The organism is Bordetella saccharivorans (assembly GCF_045862855.1).
GTDB lineage: Bacteria > Pseudomonadota > Gammaproteobacteria > Burkholderiales > Burkholderiaceae_B > Bordetella_A > Bordetella_A petrii_F.
Genome location: NZ_BAAFZO010000001.1, coordinates 4532913 through 4553398, shown reverse-complemented (window position 1 = coordinate 4553398; position 20486 = coordinate 4532913). Strand labels below are relative to the sequence as shown.

Genomic DNA, 20486 nt, shown 5'->3' with positions numbered 1-20486 from the left:
TGCGTAGATGGCGCAAATACTCGCAAGCGTTGCCAGGGGTGTCTGACACCGCAGCGCGGCGCCGGCTTCCAGTCGCCTATCCGTGGCTGCCGGCCGCTGCCCCACTCCCGGCCGGCGCATCCTGCCAGCCGCCGCCCAATGCCAGGAACAGGGCGATCTGGTCGTCGCTGAGCGCGGCCTGCGAGGCGGCCAGCGCGCTTTCGTTGGCGGCCAGCGTGCGCTGGGCGTCCAGCACGGTCAGGTAGTCGGTCTTGCCGGCCCGGAACAGTTGTTCAGCCTGGCGAGCGGCCAGCGCGCTCTGGTCGCGCGCGGCCCGCAGCGCGGCGTCGCGGTCGAGCTGGCGCGCATAGATCACCAGCGCGCTCTCGGTTTCGCGCAAGGCGCCCAGCACCGCCGCGTCGAAGCGCGCCAGCGCGGCGCCGGCGCTGGCGCGGGCCTGGGCGATGCGGGCCTGTGCCACGCCGGTATTGGGCAGCGTCCAGGAGATCAGCGGGCCGACGCTCCAGCTGAATGTGCCGCGCTCGCCCAGCATGGTGGCAGGGCCGGCCGAGCCGCCCGACACCCCGAGGGTGATGCTGGGGTACAGCGCGGCCGTGGCCACGCCGATGCGCGCCGTGGCGGCGGCCAGGGTGCGTTCGGCCTGGCGGATATCGGGGCGGCGCCGCAGCAGCGCCGCGCCGTCGCCCACCGGAATCGGCTGGTCCAGGCGCGGCGGGCGCGCGCATTGCAGCAGCGCGGCCGGCATCTCGGCGGGCGCGCGGCCGGTCAGGGCGGCCAGGCGGTACAGCGCGGTGCGCTGGCTGGCCTGGAAAGGCGGCAGTTCCGCCTGCAGTTGCTCGAGCTGGCTGCGCGCGCGCGAGACATCCAGCGCCGTGCCGCGGCCCGCCTGTTGCAGGCGCTGCACGGCATCCAGCGAGTCGCGCTGCACTTGCACGGACCGGCGCGCCGAAGCCAGTTGCATGCCGGCCGCGCAGATATCGGCGTAGGCGCGCGCCGTTTCGGCGGCCACGGTGACGCGCGCGGCATCGTAGGCAGCCTGCGCGGCCTGTTCGTCGCCGGCCGCGGCCTCGACGGCGCGGCGGATCTGGCCGAACAAGTCGACCTGGTAGGCGATGCTGATGCCGCTGGAATAAGACCAGCGGTCCATCGGACGGGTATCGGGGGCGCCGGCCTGGACGCCGGAGGCATGGCCGAAAGCGGGCGAGGCGTCGATACCCAGCGTGGGCTGTTGCTGGCCGCGCGCTTCCTGGGTGACGGCCTGGGCCCGCCGCAGGTTGGCCGCGGCGATGCGCAGGTCGGTGTTGGCCTGCAGCGCCTGCTGGATCAGGGCGTCCAGTGTGGGGTCCTGGTAAAGGCGCCACCAGGTGCCGGGCACGCTGTCCTGCCGGAACGCCGTCTCGCGGGCCTGCTGGAAGCCGGCCGATGCCGCCGGACGCTGGGCCGCCGCGCTGGCGGGCAGGTGGTAATCGGGGCCGACCGCGGCGCAGCCGGCCAGCGCCAGGGCCAGCGCCAGGGCGGTGAGCGGACGGGCGATCATGATGCGTCGACCTCCACGGTCGCGGTCTGGCCCGCCACCAGCCGCACGCCCTGGGGCACCTGGTCGATCTGCACGCGCACCGGGATGCGCTGCGCCAGCCGGACCCAGTTGAAAGTGGGGTTGACGTTGGGCAGCAGATTGGCGCCGGTGCTGCGGTCGCGGTCGGCGATGCCCAGCGCGATGCTGTCCACGTGGCCGCGGATCTGCCGCGATTCGCCCATCAGCGTGACGGTGGCCGCGTCGCCCTCATGGATATGCACCAGCTTGGTTTCCTCGAAATAGCCTTCCACATAGAACGAGCCGGCGTCCACCAGCGCCATGACCGGATGCGCGGCGGTGGCGTATGCGCCCACGCGCAGGTCCAGGTTGGTGACACGCCCGTCGGTCGGCGCGACCACCCGGCTGCGTTCCAGGTTGAGCTTGGCGGTGGCGCGCTGCACCTGGGCTTCGGCCAGGGCCGCCTCGGTTTGCTGCAGGCGGGCCTGGCTCTGTTCCAGGACTTCGGCCGCCACCAGCTTGCCGAGCGAGCGGTTGCGCCGCGCATCGCGCGCCGCCTGGTCGCGCGCCACTTGTTGCGCGCGCACCGCGGCCTGCGCCTGGTCGTAGGCGAGCTGGAAGCGGGCGCGGTCGATCTCGAACAGGACATCGCCCGCCTTGACGTCCTGGTTGTCGCGCACCGGCACGGCGGTCACCAGGCCCGACACGTCGGGCGCCACCTGCACCACATAGGCCTTGACCCGGCCGTCGCGCGTCCAGGGCTCGACTTCGTAGTGATTCCACAATTGCCAGCCCGCATAGACGGCCGCGGCGACGGTCAATGCCGTCACGAGAAACTTGCCCACCACGGGGCGGCGCAGCGCGTTGAGGATTTTCATGATGCTGTCTTGAATACGTAAGGGGAAATCAGGTACACGCCGTACAGCAGTACGACGAACAGCGCGGCATCGAACAGCGCCGGGTGCCACACCAGCCGGTAGAAGCCCGCGCGCGCCAGTACGCGGCGCACGGCCCAGGCCACGCCCAGCGTGACCAGGCCCAGCACCAGCAGCCAGGGGAAATAAATGCCGTAGAAATCGAACTCGCCGATCATGATGCGTGGGCCGGCGGCAGCACGCCGGGCTGGTAGTCGAGGGCTTCGGGAAACAGCGCGCGGCGGATGCCGACCAGCGCCACCACCGCGCGGTCGCGCGCCGCCAGGGCGCCGGGAGTGGCGGTCACGCGCGTCAGGGCGCGGTCGATGTCGGCCAGCAAGCCGGGCGATTCGCCGCGCGGGCGGCCGGCCGAGCGCTGCTGGAAGAATCCCGCCAGCCCGCGCAGCACCGGCCGGATGGCCGCATCGGCGGCCGGCAGCAGGCGCCGCGCGCGCTGCAGTTCGGCAATGTCGTTGCCCACGCGCAGGTCTTTCAGGGCATCGGCAGCCAGTTGGTCGTCGGCGCGCCTGGCTAGCGCCAGGCGCGGCTGCAACAGGCCGATGCGGTCGAGCATGCGCGAGTTATAGGCCGAGCGCGAGGGCGCGCCGCCGGCGCCGGCCAGCGCGGCCAGCTCTTTCCAGTTGGCCGCCTGGATGCGACGCGCGCTCTGCTCGGCGCTGATGGTGCGGAAAATGGCGGCGACCAGCGCGGCCGTCGCCACGCCGATGATCTGTGCCGCCATGGTGTCGACGAACGAGACCAGGTCGGCCGTGCCGGTGTCGTGCAGCGCGAGCGTGCCCAGGAAGCCGAACAGCAGCGCCATGGCCTTGCCGGTGTGGGCCGGCCGGGGGATCAGCGCGCCCAGCGCCAGCGCCACGGGCAGGATGGACAGCGCCAGCATCTCGAACGAATGGATGGCCGGCATGATGCCCAGCAGGTACAGCGCTGAAAGCGGGATCGAATAAATGGTGTAGGCCAGGAACTGCATGATGCCGGGGACCGGGTTGTCCTGCGCGGCGAAAAAGCAGCTGAAGATGGCCGCCATCATGGCCGCCGTGGCGCCGTTGGTCCAGGCGGTGCCGATCCAGAAGGCGCAGCACACCGAAATGGCCAGGCCGGCCGCCAGGGCCGACAGCAGCGCCAGGCCGTGGTCGCGGTGCAGCGTGGCGCCGGCGCCCAGGCGGGCCTGGCGGCCGCCGCGGCGCGGCGCGCCGGCCAGCCCGGCGCGGATGTCGTGGCGCAGCGCCAGGCAGCGGTCGTAGGCGTCGACCAGTTCGCGCAGGCGCGTCACCAGGCTGGCCAACAGCGTGTCGCGCCAGCTCGCGGCGGGGCCGATCTGCGGCGCCAGGCGCGCCAGCGCGGCGCGCAACGCGCCGGCTTGGGCGCGCTCGCTTTGCGGCCCGGCGTCGACCCAGGCGGCGATATCGCGCAGCACCGCGTCTACCGGCTCGGGCAGCGCCTGGCCGTTGTCCTGCAAGGCCCGCAGGCGGTCGTCCACGGCCGACACCAGGGGCGTGAGCGCGGCGATCTGGTCCTGCATGGCGCGCACCGCGCCGGCGGTCCAGCGGATGTTGCCGGTGTCGAACGGCACGTGGGTCGACAGCATGCGCAGCAGCGTGATGTCTTCCGCCAGCACGCGCCGTTCCTTGCCGTTCTGCTCGGCGCCGCGGCGCGCCAGGGTGTCGTGGATCCAGTTGCGCGCATCGCGCACGGTGGCGTCGAGCCGGGCCATCAAGGGGCCGGCGATGCCGCGCGGCAGCACCAGGCTGTGCGCGAGCGTGGCGCAGACGATGCCCAGGCTGATTTCCTCGACCCGCGCCAGCCCGGTGTCGAACACGGTGGAAGGGTCGGTGACGCTGGGAAAACCGATCATGGCGGCGGTGTAGCCGGCCAGCATGAACAGGTACGAGCGCGGCGTGCGGTCCAGCACGGCGATGTACAGGCACAGGCCGACCCACAGCACCATGGCCAGGATCATCAGCACCGGCGCGTTGGACAAGCGCGGCACCAGGTACACCATGGCCGCGCTGCCGAAGAATGTGCCGCCCAGGCGGAACACGGCCTTGGAGCGGACCGCGCCGGCCCAGGGCTGCGACACGACGTAGGCGGTGGTCATGGCCCAGAAGGGGCGCGACAGGCCGATGGTGTAGGAAAGATAAAGCGCCGTAATGGCGCCCAGGTAGCACTTCACGGAAAAGAGCAGTTCGTTGCCGTCGGGGAGCTTCATGGCCGGCAGTCCTCCTCGGTGGCCGAGGCCGCCTGCCGGCCGAGCGTGGTCTTGAGCGTGTCGAACACGCGCAGGCAGGCTTCCAGGTCGGCGTCGCTGACGTCCTTGAACAGCCGGCGGCGCAGGGTCGCCAGCACGCCTTCGACGCGCTCGCGCAGGGCCTGGCCGTCGGGCGTCAGGTGCAGGGTGCGGGCGCGGCGGTCGTGCGGGTCGGGGCGGCGCTCCATCAGGCCGGCCGAGACCAGGTGATCGAGCACGCGCACCAGGGACGGGCCTTCGACTCCCAGGGCTTCGGCCAGCGCGCCCTGGCGCACCCCGTCGCCCAGGCGGCCGGCGATGATGACCGGCCAGGCCGTGGCCTGCGACAGGCCGTATTCGGACAGGGCGTTGTCGGCCGCGCCGCGATAGGCGCGCGACAACACCATCAGGCTGGCCGTGGCGGCCATGAGGCGGGAATCGGACGGCGTGTTCATGAGTTTGATTGTATCCTATTTATTAGCATCCTATCAATATCTCGAGCGGCGCAATCAATCGGCGCGCAGGAGGGGCGCCGCTGTGCCGCTACGGATAGGGTGGACGAGGGCGACGGGCGGGCGGCGGCCCGCGGGGCGGGGTTCAGGTCCGGTCGCTGGCGATGACGATCAGGGCGCGCGCCGTCTTGCGGCCCTCGGCGCGCAGGCTGTGGGGCAGGTAGCCGGGAAAGCGCACGCTGTCGTCGCGCTCGAGCAGCACGGTATGTTCGCCGAAATACACGCGCACCCGGCCTTCCAGCACGAAGATGAGCTCGTCGCCGGCATGGTTGGCGACCGTGCGCTCGCCATGGCTGCCCACTTGCACCACCATGACCGACAGCCCGCTGCCGGAGCCGCCCATGGTGATGGCTTCGTAGGCGTGCTCGCCCGGGTCGCGTTCGGACGAAGCCACGCGATGGCGCTCGCCGGCCCGCACGATATGGATCTCGTCCTTGGGATCGGTTTCGCCCAGCAGCGCCGACAAGGTGGTACCGAGGGCCGTCGCCACCGTGTGCAGCGTGCCGACCGAGGCGAACTTCTCGCCCCGTTCCAGGCGCGAGAGGAACCCCTTGTCCAGGCCGGTCTGCGCCGAGACCTGCGCGAGGGTCAGCTTGCGGCGCCGCCGCGTGGCCCGTATTCGCAGCCCGACCTGCTGGGCATCGGGCGCGGTGGCGGCGGGCGGCGGGCGATTGGACGGCATGGAGGCGGCGATCGGACGGACGAAGGCTGCATGATGCCACTTTTGCAGCGGGCGGACAGCGCCGCCCGAGGGTTTCCCCGCGTTGAAGGCCGGGGCAATTATTTGTACTTTGGGCAACAAGTTGCCTATAAGACAACAAAGTATCTTCAAGCCATTACCACGGATGACCACGATGCAAAGCTATTCTTCCCAGGACAAGGACGTCCTGCGCCGTCGTGTCGATCGCGAGATCGATGAACGCGCGCCCGCCGCGGCGGCCTGGAGCCCGGCGCAGAAAATGGCGCTGGCCTGCCGCATGCTGGCCGCGCAGGGCCACTGGCATGGCGGCCTGGCCGGGCAGATCACCGCGCGCGGCGAGCAGCCGGGCACCATCTGGACGCTGCCTTTCGGGCTGGGCGCCGACGAGGCGCGCGCCAGCGAACTGATCCTCATCGACGAGGACATCAATCCACTGGACGGCAAATCGCTGCCCAATCCGGCCAATCGTTTCCATGCCTGGGTATACCGGCACCGGCCCGAAGTCCAGTGCATCGTGCACACGCACCCGCCGGCCGTTTCGGCGTTGTCCATGGTGGGCGAGCCGCTGGTGGTGGCGCACATGGACGCCACGCCGTTCTTCGACGATTGCGCCTATCTGCCGGAATGGCCCGGGCTGCCGATCGGCGACGACGAGGGCGAGATCATCTCCGGCGCGCTGGGCGACAAGCGCGCCATCCTGCTGGCCAATCACGGCATGCTGACCGCCGGCAAGTCGATCGAGGAGGCGACGGTGATGGCGATCTGGCTGGAACAGGTGGCGGCGCTGCAATTGCGCGCACGGGCCATCGGGCCGGTCAAGCCGGTGCCTGCCGAACTGGCGCGCGAGTCGCACGATTTCCTGGTCAAGCCGAAGATCCTGGAACTGACCTTCGCCTATTTCGCGCGGCGGGTGCTGCGCGAGGCGCCCGACTGCACCGCCTGAGAGGAGCCCGCCATGCAACGCCGTCGATTCCTGACCCTGGCTGGCGCGGGTGGCGCCGCGCTGGCCGCGCCCGCGGTGGCGCAAGAAGCGCCCGCCGTGAACTGGCGCATGCCCAGCAGTTTTCCGCGCTCGCTCGACACGGTGTGGGGCGCCGCCGAATTCCTGGCCGCCAGGGTGGCGGCGATGACCGACGGCAAGTTCACCATACGGCCGTTCTCGGCCGGCGAGCTGGTGCCGCCGCTGCAAGTGCTGGATGCCGTGCAGAACGGCACCACCGAATGCGGGCACACGGCGGGATTCTATTACCTGGGCAAGCAGCCCGCGCTGGTGTTCGATACGGGCGTGCCGTTCGGCCTGACGCCGCGCCAGCATACCGCTTGGCTGCTGCACGGCGGCGGCCAGGCGCTGGTCGACGAACTGTACGCGGGCTTCAATGCGCTGGCGATCCCGTGCGGCAACACCGGCGCGCAAATGGGCGGCTGGTTCCGCAAGGAAATCAAGGCGCCGGACGACCTGAAAGGCCTGCGCATCCGCACGCCCGGCCTGCTCAGCATGGTCTACGAGAAGCTCGGCGCGATTCCGCAGCAGGTGGCCGGCAGCGACATCTATCCCGCGCTGGAGAAGGGCGCGCTGGACGCGGTGGAGTTCGTGGGGCCGTACGACGACGAGAAGCTGGGCTTCGCCAAGGTGGCGAGCTACTACTACGGGCCGGGCGTGCTCGAACTGGGCGCCAGCCTGTGCCTGGCGATCAACCGCGACAGCTGGGCCAAGCTGCCGCCGCGCTACCAGGAGGTGCTGCGCGCCGCCAGCGCCAGTGCCGCCGCGGACCTGCTGGCCAAGTACGACGCCAACAATATTCCCGCGCTCAAGCGCCTGGTGGGCCAGGGCGTCAAGCTCAAGGGCTGGCCGCCCGCCGTGATGGATGCCATGCAGCGGGCCACCCGCGAGGTGCTCGACGACTACGCCGCGAAAAGCCCGGAATTCGCCAAGGTGCTGGCTTCGTGGCGTGCGTTCCGCGACGGCCAGTTGCTGTGGGCGAGCGTCAACGACGGGGCGGCCGAGAACTACCTGATGGCCACGCGCGAGCGCGGGCTGTAGCGCCGCTCAGCCGTCGCAGTCGGCCCAGCAGTTGGGGGTTTCGTACAGCCGCACGCGCGCCAGGCGCAATTGGGCGCCGTAGTGGCCGTGATAGTGCGGCGCCAGCGTGCGGAAGATGACGGCGGCCAGGTTTTCCGCGGTGGGGATGCAGTCCAGCACCACGGTCTTGTGGCCGGGCAGCGTGTCGAGGAACGCGCGCACGGCCGCGTCGCCCTGGTAGACCAGGAAGGCGTGGTCCCAGGGGTCGACGATATGCCGCTTGGCGATCGATTTGATCTCCGAGAAGTCCATCAGCATGCCGTTGTCGGACGCGCCCGGCGCTTCGACCACGTCGCCGGCCAGCGTGACTTCGAGCACGTAGCGGTGGCCATGCAGGTTGCGGCATTGGCTGCGGTGGTCGGGAATGCGATGGCCGGCATCGAATTCCAGCCTGCGGGTCACCGAGATCATCGGGCGCTCCGCGCGGCGTAGGGGTGTTTCATGGAATGCCTATGTATTTGTGGGTCTGCAGGCTCAGGCGCCACTGCGGATGCTGCAGGCAGTATTGCACGGCCCGTTCGGTGTTGGCCAGGCGCGCGGGGCCATCCATGGGCTGCAGGAAGAAATGCTGGAAATCGAGGTCGGCGAACGCCTCGGGCCGCGCGTCCAGTTGCGGGTAGACCAGCTTGAGTTCGTTGCCGCGCTCGACCACTACCGGCGCGCTGCCCTTGGGGCTGACGCAGATCCAGTCGATGCCGGGCGGCGGGGGCAGGGTGCCGTTGGTCTCGATGGCCACCGTGAAGCCGCGCGCGTGCACGGCGTCGAGCAGGGCGGCGTCGAGCTGCAGCAGCGGCTCGCCGCCGGTGAAGACCACATAGCGGTCGGCGTCGCCGGGGCCCCAGGCGGCGGCGATGGCGTCGGCCAGCAAGGCCGCGCTGGCGAACTTGCCGCCGCCCGGTCCGTCGGTGCCGACGAAGTCGGTATCGCAGAAAGTACAGGCGGCCGCGGCGCGGTCGGCCTCGCGGCCCGACCACAGGTTGCAGCCGGCGAAGCGGCAGAACACGGCCGCGCGGCCGGCCTGGGCGCCTTCGCCCTGCAGGGTCTTGAAGATTTCTTTGGCGGAGTAGGTCATGCGTATGGCGGCGGCGCGCGGCCGGCCCCGGGGCAAACCGCTATTTTACCGGTCCGGCGCCGGTCGCGGCGGCCGGCCGAGTCGCGTAGACTGGCGGCCTATGTACCATGTTCAGGACGACATCTACCTGGACGAACGCGATATCGACTTCGGCATGATCCGCGCCCAGGGCGCGGGCGGGCAGAACGTCAACAAGGTATCTAGCGCCGTCCACCTGCGCTTCGACGTGCGCGCCTCCGGCCTGCCGGCCCACATCAAGGAGGCGCTGTGCGCGCTGCCGGACCGCCGCATTTCCAAGGACGGCGTCATCGTCATCAAGGCGCAGTCGTTTCGCAGCCAGGAAAAAAATCGCGCCGAGGCGCTCGAGCGGCTGGCCGAGATGGTGCGTGGCGTGGCCCGGCCGGCCAAGCCGCGCCGGCCCACGCGGCCCACCCGCGCGTCGCAGCGGCGGCGCGTGCAGCGCAAGGTACTGCATGGCGAGGTCAAGCGCCTGCGCGGCCGGGTGGCCGACGACTGAATCATGGCCCGTCCCACCCGCGCCCGTCATCTGTACCTGGGCCTGCTCGCCGCCCTTTATGCCGTCTTGTGGGTCGCGCTGGCCATCGAGCCGCACGACCGCGCCGACTGGCTGCTCGAGAACGCGCTGGTGCTGCTGTTCGGCGCGGCGCTGCTGGTCACGCGCCGCTGGTTCGCATTCTCGCGGGTGTCGTACACGCTGATATTCCTGTTCCTGTGCCTGCACGCCGTGGGGGCGCACTATACCTATTCGCTGGTGCCATACGACGATTGGTGGCGCGCCCTGACCGGGCACGGCCTGAACGAGGCGCTGGGCTGGCGCCGCAATCATTTCGACCGGCTGGTGCATTTTTCGTACGGCCTGCTGCTGGCCTACCCGATCCGCGAAATCTTCCTGCGGGTGGTCGAGGTGCGCGGGTTCTGGGGGTATCTGCTGCCGCTCGACGTGGCGCTGTCGACCTCGGCCCTGTACGAGCTCATCGAATGGGGCGCGGCCGCCGCCTTCGGGGGCGAGCTTGGCGCGGCTTACCTGGGCACCCAGGGCGATATCTGGGACGCCCACAAGGACATGGCGCTGGCCGCCTGCGGGGCCTGCATCGCGATGGTCGCCACGGCGCTGGCCAACCGGGGCGCGCGCCGCGACCTGGCCCGCGAATGGGCCGACAGCCTCAAGCCGCCGCGCGATGGCGACGGCGGCCGGGCGGGCGCTCAGCCCGCCAGCGCGCGCATCGGGTAAGTGAACAAGGCGAAGTGCAGGGTGTTCAGGCCCAGGTGCGCCAGCACGGCGGCGGCCAGGCCGCCATGGCGGTATGCCGCGCCATAGGCCAGCCCCGCCAGGGTGGCCAGCGCCATCCATGCAGGGCCGCCGGCCGCGTGCGCCAGGCCGAACAGCAGGGCGCCCGCGACCAGCGCCAGCAGGGCGCCGCCGCGCCGATGACGCCAGCGCTCCGCCAGTTGCTGCTGCACATAGCCGCGGAACAGCGCTTCCTCGGCCAGGCTCACCAGCAGGGCATTGTTGGCCAGCCAGAGCCACGCTTGCGGCGGCCACTTGGGCGCCCAGCCCGCCAGCCCGAGCGCCAGCGCGATGCCCAGGCACGCCGCGGCGGCCGCGGCGCACGCGGCCAACGCCGCGCGCAGCGTGGTGCCGGCCGTCGCGCCCCACATGGGCGGTGCAAGCGCCAGCACGACCCAGAATGCCGCCAGCGGCTTGTCCAGGTTCAGGTACATGGTGAACGGCAGCGCATCGGCCGTGTAGCGCGCGCCAACAATGGCCGGCACGTTGTGGAACCCCGGCAGCAGGTGCAGGCTCAGGCCGGCCGCCAGCACGATGAACAGCGCATGCCCGGCAGCCGCGCGCCAGCGCGCAGCGGGGGCGCGCAGGCACCAGGCCGCCGCCAGCAGCAGGGCGGGCCACAGCAGGGCGCCCGGCTCGACCGCGCCATTGGCCAGTGCCCAGGCGTAGCCTGCCGCCAGCGGCGCGAGCGCCCAGGCGCGCGTGGCGGCGGGCCACAGCAGCGCGGCGGCGGCGCACAGCGCGAGCCAGGGCAAGGAATCGGGCAGGGGCGGCATTGGCAGGGCGGCAGGTTGCGGGACCGCAAGCGTACCGCCAAATGGCCCGCATCGCGACGGGCTGGTTTACAGTCTGCAGCAAGTTCCCGGCCATGCGAGACGAACATGACGACCCTGACCTGCCTGATGCTGGCGGCCGCGCTGCTGCCATCCCTGACCGCCCTGGCCGCCAAGGCCGGCGGCCGCGGCTTCGACAACGAGGCGCCGCGCGCCTGGCTGGCGCGCCAGGAAGGCTGGCGCGCGCGGGCCAACGCGGCCCAGGCCAATGCCTTCGAGGCGCTGCCGTTCTTTTTTGCCGCGGTGCTGCTGGCGCTGCACAACGGCGCCGCCGCGGGCCACCTGGCGTGGCTGGCCGGCGCCTGGCTGGCGCTGCGCGTTGCCTACGCGGCCCTGTACGCGGCCGGTCGGGGCACCCTGCGCTCCATCGTCTGGGCCCTGGCGCTGGCGGTGAATATTGCCATCCTGTTCGCAGGGGCCTGAGCCGCCCGCGACCGGCCCGTCAGGCGCTCCAGGTGAAGCTCTGGCGCGTCGTGCCGTGGCCGGACACCGAGACCTGGCGGGTCTGCTCCTTGTCGTTGAAGCGGGCCGACACCTTGTAGCGGCCGGCCGGCAGCTTCACCAGCAGGTAGGGGCCGTCGGTGGCGGTGTCGAGCACGGTGTTGCCTTGCGCGTCGGTAATGGTCACCTGCACGCTGGCCAGGTACGCGCCGCCGTCGCGCGAGGCGAAAGTCAGGGCCAGGGGGTAGCGGTTGCTGGCGGCCTTGATGGCTTCGGACTCGTCGATGCCGACGCCGCCGGTGATGTATTGCACGCTGCCTTGCTGCTGCACCGCGGGCAGCGCGGAAGAGGTCTGCGCGGCGGCGACGCCGGCCGCCAGGGCCAGGCTGCCGGCGGCCAGCGCGGCGGCCATGCGCGAACGTTCGTGGCGTTTGTTCATGGGCGTTCTCCAGGAAAGCCCGGCGCTTGGCCGCGGCCGGGCCTGGCGGGTCCCGTGGTGCGGGACATTGTCTTTAGATTAGTCCGCGCCAGCGAAGTTCGCCACCGCCGGCGTCAGGCGTGCCAGGTGAAGGCCAGGTCGCTGTCGCCGGCAGGCATGCCATCGGGGCCGAAGCGGCGCTCGTGCAGCTCGCCGCGGCCGTCCGCGTGCAGGGCCAGCACGGTGGAGCCGCGCGTGCCGTAGTCGGGGCTGACGATGAACGGGCTGCTCAACAGGCGCTCGCGCGCCAGCCCGATGCCGGTGTCCGGCAGGCTGGCGTCCTCGGCCGGGGTGCGGTCGGCCAGGGCCGCGTAGAGCGTTGGCAGGTCGGGCTGCGCCGCGCGGCCCAGCACGGCCGCGAAGGCCGCCTTGGTGCGCGCCAGCTTGGGCCAGGGGGTGTCCAGCAGGTGGTTGGAGACGGCATAGATGCCGGCCGCGAGCGCGCGCGGCGCGCCGTCGCGGTTGCTGCAATACCAGGCGCCGGCCGCGTCGCCGGCGATCAGGTTGAAGCCGTTGTAGCGGGCGCCGTCCGCGTGCACGGCGGCGATGTATTCCGCGGGCGGGGCGTTGCCGCGCAGGTAGTCTTCGACCAGCGCGCCGCGCGAGCGGGCCTGCGGCAGGATGTGCAGCGGATCGCGGAAATTGGTCACCACCGCGTAGCGGCCGCGCTCGTCGACGCCCATCCAGGTGCCGCCGGCGCGCAGGTCGCGTCCGGCATAGATGGCGGGCCGGCCGGGCCAGGCCGCCGCCGGCCGGGTGGGGCGCGCGTGGAACTCGTCGCGGTTGGCGGCGATCAGCACCGGCACGCCGGGGACGCTGTGCAGGGCGAGGACGGCAAGGCACATGGCGGTGTCCTCAGGGATGCACGAACGGGGCCTGGGCCGGCTGCGCCAGGCGAAAATAATCGTCGGCGCGCATCACGATGGAGGCGTCGAGCCGGCCCGCATTGAAGACGATCTCATCGTGCCGCGCGCGCAGGCTCGGGTCCACCAGCAAGGACAGGTCCTGGTTGAACGAAAACGGCGGGATCGCGCCGATCTCGCAGCCGGTGAGCTCGCGCGCCAGTTCATGGGAAGCCAGGGAGGCCTTCTTGCCGCCGGCGGCCGCGGCGATGGCCGCCAGGTCGGCCTGCTTGTCGGCGGGGAACACCGCCAGCACGTGCTTGCGCAGGTTCGAGGTGACCTTCACGCGGCACACCAGGGCTTTGGCGCCCTGGCTGACCGCCGTGCCGCGGATGGCGGCCACTTCTTCGGATTTCCCGGCCGGCCGGTGCTGCAGCAGGCGGTAGGGAATCCGGTGTTCAGTCAGCAGGGCTTGCAGTCGCAGGAAGACATCCATGGCATGCGGAAGGCGGTGAGGGCGAACGGGAGGATGATACGCCCTCCGGCGCTTCGTTCCACCAGCCGCCGCCCAGTGCCTGCAGCAGCGCGGCCGTATCGGCATAGCGGTCGGCCTGGGCCTGGATCCGTTCGGCGCGGGTGCGCAATTGTTCGCGTTGCGCGTCGAGCAGGGCGAACTGGCTGATGCCGCCTGCCTGGTATTGGCGGACCGCGATGGCGTAGGCTGCCTGCGCTTGCCGCTCCGCCTCGGCGCGCCCCTGCAGGGCGGCGGCGTCGGCCTGGACGGCGCGCAGCGCGTCCGCCACCTGCCGGAAGCCTTGCAGGACGGTCTCGCGATAGGCAGCGGCCGCCGCATCATATGCCGCCTCGGCGGCGCGCTGGCGGGCCCGCAGCTCGCCGCCGCGGAACAAGGGTTGCGTCAGGCCCAGCGCCAGGCTCCACACATTGACCCCGTCGGCCACGTCGCCGGCCCGGGTCCGTTGCGAACCGAAACTGCCAGTGAGGGTGAAACGGGGGTAGCGATTGGCCGTGGCCACCCCGACATCGGCGGCGGCGCGATGCCACAGTGCCTCGGCGGCCAGGATGTCGGGACGCTGGCGCGTCAGTTGCGAGGGCACGCCCAGGGGCACGTCCAGCGGCAAGTGCAAGGCGGCCCAGGCGGGCAGCGCCAGGTCGGCCTGCCCGGGCGTGCGGCCCAGGTAGACAGCCAGCTGGTGGCGCGCCTGGTCGCGCTGCCGCCGCAGGCCGGGCAGCGTGGCGCGGGTCTGGGCCAGCAGCGATTCCTGGTTGTGCAGGTCCAGGGCGGCAATGCCGCCGGCGCGCTGGCGCTGGCGCATGATGGCGAGCTGGCGCGCCTGGGCCTCCAGCAGCGCTTCGGTGGCTTCCAGCCGGGCCTGCAGGCCGGCCTGGCGGATGGCGGCCGTGACCACATTGCCCGCCAGCGTCATGCGCGCGGCCTGCAATTCCCGGGCCTGCGCGTCGACCTGCGCGCGCAGGCCCTCGAGCGCGCGCCGCTCGGCGCCGAACACGTCCAGCGTGTAGGACACGTCGATCGAGGCGTTGTACAGGGTGAACGGCGCCGGCTGCTCGGCCACCGGCACGCCATAGGCAGACGGATCGACCTTCTGGCGGCCCGCCGACAAGTTGGCATCCACCGAGGGCAGGGTGCGGCCGCCGGTTTCGGCCGCCAGGGTTTGCTGCGCCTCGCGCAGGCGGGCGCGGGCCTGGTCGATGGTGGGGCTGCGGGCCAGCGCCTCGCGCACCAGCCGGTCGAGCTCGGGCGAGCGAAAGAGCTGCCACCACTGGGCGGGAATGTCCATGCCGGCGCGCAGCCGCTGCGCCGGCACGTGGGCATCCCCGGCGGTCGCGGCCGGCGCGGGGGTTTCACCGTAGTGGCTGGCGTCCGGCGCGGGAGGGCGTTCGAAATCAGGCCCCACGGCACAGCCGCCCAGCATCAGCAGCAAGGCCAGTGCCGTCGGCTTGGCGCGCCCGCGGGACCTGCGCGAGGGTGGGTGTCGGTTCGGCATGTCAATCCAGCGTGCGGCGATAGAACTTCACGGCCAGCGCCATGATCAGGACGGTGAACACCAGCAGCGGCCAGACATGCGGCCAAAGGTCGGCCCAGCCATTGCCCTTGAGCAGGATTCCGCGGATCAGGCGATTGAAGTAGGTGAGCGGCAGCAGGTTGCCCAGGTGCTGGGCCCACAGGGGCATGCCCTGGAAGGGAAACATGAACCCCGACAACAGGATGTTGGGCAAGAAATAGAACATCGTCAGCTGCATGGCCTGCAGCTGGTTCTGCGCCAGCGACGACAGCGTGATGCCGACCGTCAGGTTTGCCGCCACGAACAGCAGCGCCGCCAGGTATACCGCCAGCAGGCTGCCCATGAACGGCACATGGAACACGTAGCGCGCCGCCAGCAGGATGATGGTGGCCTGCAGCAGGCCGATGGCGATATAGGGCACGATCTTGCCGGTCATGACTTCCAGCGGCCGCACCGGCGTGGACAGCAGGTTTTCCATGGTGCCGCGCTCGCGTTCGCGCGTCATGGCCAGGCCGGTCATCATGACCAGGGTCATGCTGAGGATCACGCCCATCAGGCCCGGCACGGTGTTGTACTGGGCGATCTGTTCTTCGTTGTACAGGCGGTGCACGCGTACCTCGAACGGCGGCTGCCCGCCCGCCAGGTGCGCCAGCGGGCCGGTCAGGTCCTTGCGCGCCACGGTCTGGCCGAGCTGCGCGGCGGCGCTGACCGCCATGCCGGTGGCCATCGGGTCGGTGGCATCGGCCTCGATCAGCAGCGCCGGACGCTCGCCGCGCAGCAGGTTGCGGGTGAAGTCGGGCGGGATGGTCAGCACGAACAGCACGCGCCCCTGGGCCAGGGCGGCGCGGCCGGCTTCCTCGTCGGGCAGTTCCTCGACGATGTTGAAGTAATCGGACGCCTTCATGGCCGCGACGAAGGTGCGCGTGAACTCGCTGTGGTCGGACACGATCACGGCGGTGGGCATCTGCTTCGGATCGGTATTGATGGCGTAGCCGAACAGCGCCAGCTCCATGATGGGAATGCCGACGATCATGCCGAAAGTGATGCGGTCGCGCCGCAGCTGCAGGAACTCCTTGAGCACCATGCTCCACCAGCGCATCCACGAAAAGCGCCGCTCGCGCGTCGTCATGGCCGGCCTCCGTAGTTGTCGGTGGAGCGGTTCATCAGATAGATGAACACGTCTTCCAGGCTGGTGTCGACCGGTTCGAGCCGCAGGCCGGAACCTTGCACCGCCTCGCGCAGCGTGCGCTCGAGCTGCGCGTGGTCCTTGCCGCTGACATGCAGCGCCGAGCCGAACGCCACGGTCTGGTCGACGCCGGGGCTGCCGCGCAGGCGCTGCCCCAGCGAGACCAGGTCATGGCCGTGGATGGCCCAGGTGGCCAGGCCTTGCTCGGCGGTGACGCTTTCGGCGGTGCCTTGGGTCAGCAGGCGCCCGTAGGCCAGGTAGGCCAGCTTATGGCAGCGTTCGGCCTCGTCCATGTAGTGGGTGCTGACCAGCACCGAGATGCCGCGCGCGGCCAGCGCGTGCAGCTCTTCCCAGAAATCGCGCCGCGCGGTCGGATCGACGCCGGCAGTGGGCTCGTCCAGCAGCAGCAGTTGCGGTTCGTGCAGCAGGCAGGCCGCCAGCGCCAGCCGTTGCTTCCAGCCGCCCGACAGGGCGCCGGTGAGCTGGTCGGCGCGGCTCTGCAGGCCCAGTCCCTCGAGCGCCTGCTCCACCACCTGGCGGCGGTCGGGCATCTCGTACATGCGCGCCACGAAATCGAGATTCTCGCGAATGGTCAGGTCTTCCCAGTAGGAGAATTTCTGTGTCATGTAGCCCACGTGGCGCTTGATGTCGGCGCTCTGGGTGAGGATGTCGTAGCCCAGGCAGGTGCCGCTGCCGGAGTCGGGCGTGAGCAGGCCGCACATGAGCCGGATGCAGGTCGTCTTGCCGCTGCCGTTGGGGCCCAGGAAGCCATAGATTTCGCCGCGCCGTACTTGCAGCGACACATCGTTGACGACGTGCTTGTCGCCGAAATGCTTATTCAGGCCATGCACATCGATGACCAGCTCGGCGGCGTCGGGCCGGTTCATGGCAGCACGACCTCGACGGGCTGGCCCGGATGCAGCCGCGCCGCATCCTGCGGCGCCGGGTGCGCCTCTATCATGTAGACCAGCTTGCCGCGGCTGTCGCGGCTGTAGATGACCGGAGGCGTGTACTCGGCCTGTTCGGATACGTAGGTGATGGCAGCGGGCACCGCCTCGCCGCAGGCGTCGCAGCGCACGCTGACCTGGCCGCCAGGCTGTAGCGCGCCCAGCGCCGTCTCGGGCACGAAAAAGCGCAGCTTGACGTTGCCGGGCGGCAGCAGGCGGACTACCGGGCTGCCGGCCGGCACCCATTCGCCCACCCGGTACATCGTGTCGAATACCCGGCCCGCCGCGGCCGCGGCCACCTGCTTTTGCGCCAGCGCCCAATCGGCCTGCGCCAGTGCCGCGCGCGCTGCCTCGACCTGCGCCTGCTGGGCCTGTCGCTGCTGGTCGCGGCCGGGCAGCGCGGCGACGTCGAGGCGGGCCTGCAGTTCGCGTACCCGCGCGGCGCTGGAACGGGCCTGGGCGCGACTGTCGTCGAGCTGGGCCCGGGCGATGCCGCCGGCCTGGAACTGCACGCGGTCGCGGGCCAGCTGCGCGGCGGCGCGCCGGGCTTCGGCCTCGGCCTGCGCCAGTTGGGCGCGCACCACTTCGATTTCCGGCGGACGCTGGCCGGTGTCCAGGTCGAGCAGCTGGGCCTGCGCCGCGGCTAGGCGGGCCTGGGCCTCGCGTTGCGCCTCGGCCTCGGGGTCGGTCTCGAGCGCGAAGAGCGGCGCGCCGGCCTGGACCTGCTGTCCGCGCGATACGTGCAGCGCCTGCAGCCGGCCCGCCTGCGAGGCCGCCATGTAGACGAATTCGCCCTCGACATAGCCTTGGTAGAACGGTTGTTCGTCGTTGCCGCAAGCGGCCAGCAGGAGCGGCAGGCACAGGGCGGCCAAGGCGCGGCGCCGCGCGGGGAAACCGGGAAGCGGAAGACGGGCGGGCATGGCGTCAGGATCCTGGCCGGAGCGGGAGGCGCGCGGGGCGGCGCCGGGTGGAGGAGGAAGGCGGGAACAGGCCGCCCGACAGAATGGCGATGGCGTGCGCCGCGATGGTGTCGGGGTCGAGCGTGGCGGCATTGCCGTCGTCGGCCCAGATGCGCTGCCACAAGTCGGAGGTGGCCAGCGGCACCAGGGTCATGCCCAGTACCGACAGGAATACCAGGCGCGGCTCGACGTCGCGATTCACCGCGCCGGCGCGCTGGCCCTGCGCGATCAGGGCCGCAAAGGCATGCAAGTGATCGAAGGGCAATTGGCGGAACACGCGTTCGCGCAACTGCCCTCCCGCGTTGACTACCTCGCGCATCCAGAGCGGCGCCAGCCAGGGGCGCTCGCTGGCGCACTGGACGATGCGCCGCACCACTCGCGCCACCATGGCATGCGGCCCGGCCGCCGTGGCGTCGTCGGCGGCCGGGCCGGTTGCGGCGGGCGCCCAGACGTAGGCGATGACCGGCGCCAGGCGCTCGGCAACCACCACGTCGATGAGTTGTTCGCGGTTCTTGAAGTAGTAGTGAACCATTGCGGAAGTCACGCCGGCGCCCTTGGCGATGTGGGCGATGGTGGTGGCCGCCACGCCTTGCGAGGCGAACAGTTCGGTGGCGACGTCCAGCATGGCGTCGCGACCGCCGGCGCCGGCGGGGCGGGCCGGGCGGCCGAGCTTGCGGGAAGCGGGAAGGGCTGGATTCATGCTGGCATTCTAATTAATGATTTAATTAATTAAAAGCACCTGTTGCAATTTCGCCGCCGTGGCGGCGCCGCTCAGGCCAGCCGGTAATGCGCCGCGCTGCGTTCGAAGTCCGCCAGCGTGGCGCCTTGCCAGGCGGCGTCCAGGCCCAGTTCTTCGGCCAGGATGCGGGCCACTTCGGGCGCGGCCCGGACGGCCGACTCGCTGTCGAGGAACAGCGCGCGATTGCGGCGCGCCAGCACGTCTTCGGCGCTGCGGGCCAGTTCATGGCGGGCGGCGAAGCGCACGTGGGCTTCCGTCAGCCCGCTGGCCGGCACCAGTACGCGCTCGTGGCCGGGCAGGGCGCGCAGCGCAGGCAGGTCGGTGCCGTAGTAGCTGTCGGGGGTGCCCTGCGGGGCGGCGGCCGGCGCGCCGGCCGCAGGCGCCCCATGCAGGGGCAGCTCGGCGGTGCGGCAGTGCGCCTGCGGCAACAGCTGGCGCTGGATGGCGGTATCGACCACGTCCTGCGCCATGCGGCGATAGGTGGTCCATTTGCCGCCAGTCACGGTAACCAGGCCGGCGCGCGACACCACGATGGTGTGCTCGCGCGACAGGGTCTTGGTGGCGGCTTCGCCCGTGGCCTTGACCAGCGGCCGCAGGCCCGCCCACACGCTGGTGACGTCGGCGCGCGTGGGTTTGCGGCTCAGGTAGCGGCTGGCGGTGCCCAGGATGAAATCGACCTCGGCCGGCAGGGCCGGCGGATCCAGCGGCAGGTCGTCGCGCGGCGTATCGGTGGTGCCGACGATGGTGCGGCCGTTCCAGGGCACCACGAACAGCACGCGGCCGTCGTCGGTCTTGGGGATGAGTATGGCCTTGTCGCCCGGCAGGAAGTCGCGCGGCAGCGTCAGGTGCACGCCCTGGCTGGGCGCGACCATGGTCTGGGCCTGCGCGTCGTCCATGCGGCGCACGCTGTCGACCCAGACGCCGGTGGCATTGACCACGCAGCGCGCCCGCACGGCGTACTGGCCGCCGTCCAGCGCGTCCTGCACCAGCACGCCGCCGATGGCGCCGCGCTCGTCGCGGGTCAGGCCGGTGGCGCGCACGTAATTGATGGCGGTGCCGCCCAGGTCGAACAGGGTGCGCATCAAGGCCACCGCCAGCCGCGCATCGTCGAACTGCCCGTCGTAATACAGCACGCCGCCGCGCAAGGCCCGGCCGCCTACCGAGGGCGCCACGGTGGCGGCCTGCGCCAGGGTTTCGGCGCGCGACAGCCAGCGGCTGGGAGCCAGGTTGAGCCGCCCGGCCAGCATGTCGTACATCTTCAGTCCGACACCGTAGAACGGCTGGTCCAGCAGCCCGTAGGCCGGCACCACGAAGCCCAGCGGCCACACCAGGTGCGGCGCGTTGCGGTTGAGCAGGCCGCGCTCGTGCAGGGCTTCGCGCACCAGGCTGATGTTGCCCTGGGCCAGGTAGCGCACGCCGCCGTGCACCAGCTTGGTGGCCTTGCTGGACGTCCCCTTGGCGAAGTCGTCGGCCTCGATCAGCAGTGTCCGGTAGCCGCGCGCGGCCGCGTCGACGGCCGTGCCCAGGCCGGTGGCGCCGCCGCCGATGACGACCACGTCCCATGGGGCGGGGTCTTGCAGGGCCTGGAGCAGCGCGGCGCGGCTGGGCGGGAGAAGGGGAGCGGGGGCAGGGGTCATGGCGGCGTGGTGTCGG

General features: G+C 71.2%; 23 protein-coding genes. 5 read left to right on the top strand and 18 right to left on the bottom strand.

Features of this window, described 5'->3' with window-relative positions; translation table 11 throughout:
• Nucleotides 1-76: 76 nt before the first annotated feature.
• The 6 genes from ACKTT0_RS21810 to ACKTT0_RS21785 all read right to left on the bottom strand — a co-directional run bounded on the left by ACKTT0_RS21810 (nt 77) and on the right by ACKTT0_RS21785 (nt 5887).
• Nucleotides 77-1537 (bottom strand): efflux transporter outer membrane subunit, encoded by a 1461-nt coding sequence (locus ACKTT0_RS21810; RefSeq protein WP_407851855.1) that lies wholly within the window; start codon nt 1535-1537, stop codon nt 77-79.
• Nucleotides 1534-2412, bottom strand: a complete 879-nt coding sequence (locus ACKTT0_RS21805; RefSeq protein WP_407851854.1) for an efflux RND transporter periplasmic adaptor subunit — start codon at nt 2410-2412, stop codon at nt 1534-1536. The genes ACKTT0_RS21810 and ACKTT0_RS21805 overlap by 4 nt, the downstream gene beginning before the upstream one ends.
• Complete coding sequence (locus tag ACKTT0_RS21800) at nt 2409-2627, bottom strand: DUF1656 domain-containing protein (protein WP_407851853.1); 219 nt, start codon at nt 2625-2627, stop codon at nt 2409-2411. Before ACKTT0_RS21800 ends, ACKTT0_RS21805 begins: the two co-directional genes overlap by 4 nt.
• On the bottom strand, nt 2624-4675 hold the full coding sequence (locus ACKTT0_RS21795; protein WP_407851852.1) for an FUSC family protein: 2052 nt from the start codon (nt 4673-4675) through the stop codon (nt 2624-2626). Before ACKTT0_RS21795 ends, ACKTT0_RS21800 begins: the two co-directional genes overlap by 4 nt.
• Nucleotides 4672-5148: a MarR family winged helix-turn-helix transcriptional regulator gene (locus ACKTT0_RS21790; protein ID WP_407851851.1), complete on the bottom strand. Its 477-nt coding sequence runs from the start codon at nt 5146-5148 to the stop codon at nt 4672-4674. Before ACKTT0_RS21790 ends, ACKTT0_RS21795 begins: the two co-directional genes overlap by 4 nt.
• A 142-nt stretch (nt 5149-5290) precedes the next feature.
• Nucleotides 5291-5887 (bottom strand): helix-turn-helix domain-containing protein, encoded by a 597-nt coding sequence (locus ACKTT0_RS21785; RefSeq protein WP_407851850.1) that lies wholly within the window; start codon nt 5885-5887, stop codon nt 5291-5293.
• Nucleotides 5888-6059: 172 nt separating this feature from the next.
• Between ACKTT0_RS21785 and ACKTT0_RS21780 the strand changes: the two genes are divergently transcribed.
• Both ACKTT0_RS21780 and ACKTT0_RS21775 read left to right on the top strand, forming a co-directional pair.
• Nucleotides 6060-6848, top strand: coding sequence for an aldolase (locus tag ACKTT0_RS21780; protein WP_407851849.1), 789 nt, complete (start codon nt 6060-6062; stop codon nt 6846-6848).
• Nucleotides 6849-6860: 12 nt separating this feature from the next.
• Complete coding sequence (locus tag ACKTT0_RS21775; RefSeq protein ID WP_407851848.1) at nt 6861-7946, top strand: TRAP transporter substrate-binding protein; 1086 nt, start codon at nt 6861-6863, stop codon at nt 7944-7946.
• 6 nt (nt 7947-7952) lie between these two features.
• Here the strand turns inward: ACKTT0_RS21775 and queD are convergent, their stop codons facing one another.
• Both queD and queE read right to left on the bottom strand, forming a co-directional pair.
• Nucleotides 7953-8396, bottom strand: coding sequence for a 6-carboxytetrahydropterin synthase QueD (gene queD, locus ACKTT0_RS21770; protein ID WP_028355890.1), 444 nt, complete (start codon nt 8394-8396; stop codon nt 7953-7955).
• A gap of 28 nt (nt 8397-8424) precedes the next feature.
• A complete protein-coding gene (gene queE, locus ACKTT0_RS21765; protein WP_407851847.1) occupies nt 8425-9057 on the bottom strand; it encodes a 7-carboxy-7-deazaguanine synthase in 633 nt (210 codons plus the stop codon).
• A gap of 100 nt (nt 9058-9157) precedes the next feature.
• On the opposite strand from queE, the gene arfB reads away from it, so the two are divergent.
• Together arfB and ACKTT0_RS21755 are read left to right on the top strand one after the other, a co-directional pair.
• Nucleotides 9158-9574 (top strand): alternative ribosome rescue aminoacyl-tRNA hydrolase ArfB, encoded by a 417-nt coding sequence (arfB, locus tag ACKTT0_RS21760; protein ID WP_407851846.1) that lies wholly within the window; start codon nt 9158-9160, stop codon nt 9572-9574.
• A 3-nt stretch (nt 9575-9577) separates the two neighbouring features.
• Entirely contained in the window at nt 9578-10309 is a 732-nt protein-coding gene (locus ACKTT0_RS21755; RefSeq protein ID WP_407851845.1) for a DUF2238 domain-containing protein, read from the top strand.
• On the opposite strand, the gene ACKTT0_RS21750 is transcribed toward ACKTT0_RS21755, so the two are convergent.
• Nucleotides 10282-11142, bottom strand: coding sequence for a CPBP family intramembrane glutamic endopeptidase (locus tag ACKTT0_RS21750; protein ID WP_407851844.1), 861 nt, complete (start codon nt 11140-11142; stop codon nt 10282-10284). The two genes, ACKTT0_RS21755 and ACKTT0_RS21750, sit on opposite strands and share 28 nt — an antisense overlap.
• Before the next feature lie 105 nt (nt 11143-11247).
• Here ACKTT0_RS21750 and ACKTT0_RS21745 point away from each other — a divergent pair, with 105 nt between their 5' ends.
• On the top strand, nt 11248-11622 hold the full coding sequence (locus ACKTT0_RS21745; RefSeq protein ID WP_407851843.1) for an MAPEG family protein: 375 nt from the start codon (nt 11248-11250) through the stop codon (nt 11620-11622).
• Between the two features lie 19 nt (nt 11623-11641).
• Here the strand turns inward: ACKTT0_RS21745 and ACKTT0_RS21740 are convergent, their stop codons facing one another.
• From ACKTT0_RS21740 to ACKTT0_RS21700, 9 genes are all read right to left on the bottom strand, one after another.
• On the bottom strand, nt 11642-12079 hold the full coding sequence (locus ACKTT0_RS21740) for a carboxypeptidase-like regulatory domain-containing protein (protein ID WP_407851842.1): 438 nt from the start codon (nt 12077-12079) through the stop codon (nt 11642-11644).
• 113 nt (nt 12080-12192) lie between these two features.
• Nucleotides 12193-12963 carry an NRDE family protein gene (locus ACKTT0_RS21735; RefSeq protein WP_407851841.1) on the bottom strand — a complete coding sequence of 257 codons (771 nt, stop codon included), beginning with the start codon at nt 12961-12963 and terminating at the stop codon, nt 12193-12195.
• A gap of 10 nt (nt 12964-12973) precedes the next feature.
• On the bottom strand, nt 12974-13456 hold the full coding sequence (locus ACKTT0_RS21730; RefSeq protein ID WP_407851840.1) for a YbaK/prolyl-tRNA synthetase associated domain-containing protein: 483 nt from the start codon (nt 13454-13456) through the stop codon (nt 12974-12976).
• Nucleotides 13419-14984, bottom strand: coding sequence for an efflux transporter outer membrane subunit (locus ACKTT0_RS21725; protein WP_407851839.1), 1566 nt, complete (start codon nt 14982-14984; stop codon nt 13419-13421). Before ACKTT0_RS21725 ends, ACKTT0_RS21730 begins: the two co-directional genes overlap by 38 nt.
• Nucleotide 14985: 1 nt before the next feature.
• On the bottom strand, nt 14986-16131 hold the full coding sequence (locus tag ACKTT0_RS21720; RefSeq protein ID WP_407851838.1) for an ABC transporter permease: 1146 nt from the start codon (nt 16129-16131) through the stop codon (nt 14986-14988).
• Nucleotides 16128-17075 carry an ABC transporter ATP-binding protein gene (locus tag ACKTT0_RS21715; RefSeq protein WP_407851837.1) on the bottom strand — a complete coding sequence of 316 codons (948 nt, stop codon included), beginning with the start codon at nt 17073-17075 and terminating at the stop codon, nt 16128-16130. Before ACKTT0_RS21715 ends, ACKTT0_RS21720 begins: the two co-directional genes overlap by 4 nt.
• Entirely contained in the window at nt 17072-18055 is a 984-nt protein-coding gene (locus ACKTT0_RS21710) for an HlyD family secretion protein (RefSeq protein WP_407851836.1), read from the bottom strand. The genes ACKTT0_RS21715 and ACKTT0_RS21710 overlap by 4 nt, the downstream gene beginning before the upstream one ends.
• Before the next feature lie 4 nt (nt 18056-18059).
• The gene (locus ACKTT0_RS21705; protein ID WP_407851835.1) at nt 18060-18794 is read right to left on the bottom strand and encodes a TetR/AcrR family transcriptional regulator; all 735 of its coding nucleotides are present in this window, start codon (nt 18792-18794) and stop codon (nt 18060-18062) included.
• 71 nt (nt 18795-18865) lie between these two features.
• The gene (locus ACKTT0_RS21700; protein WP_407851834.1) at nt 18866-20470 is read right to left on the bottom strand and encodes a glycerol-3-phosphate dehydrogenase/oxidase; all 1605 of its coding nucleotides are present in this window, start codon (nt 20468-20470) and stop codon (nt 18866-18868) included.
• Nucleotides 20471-20486: the final 16 nt, after the last annotated feature.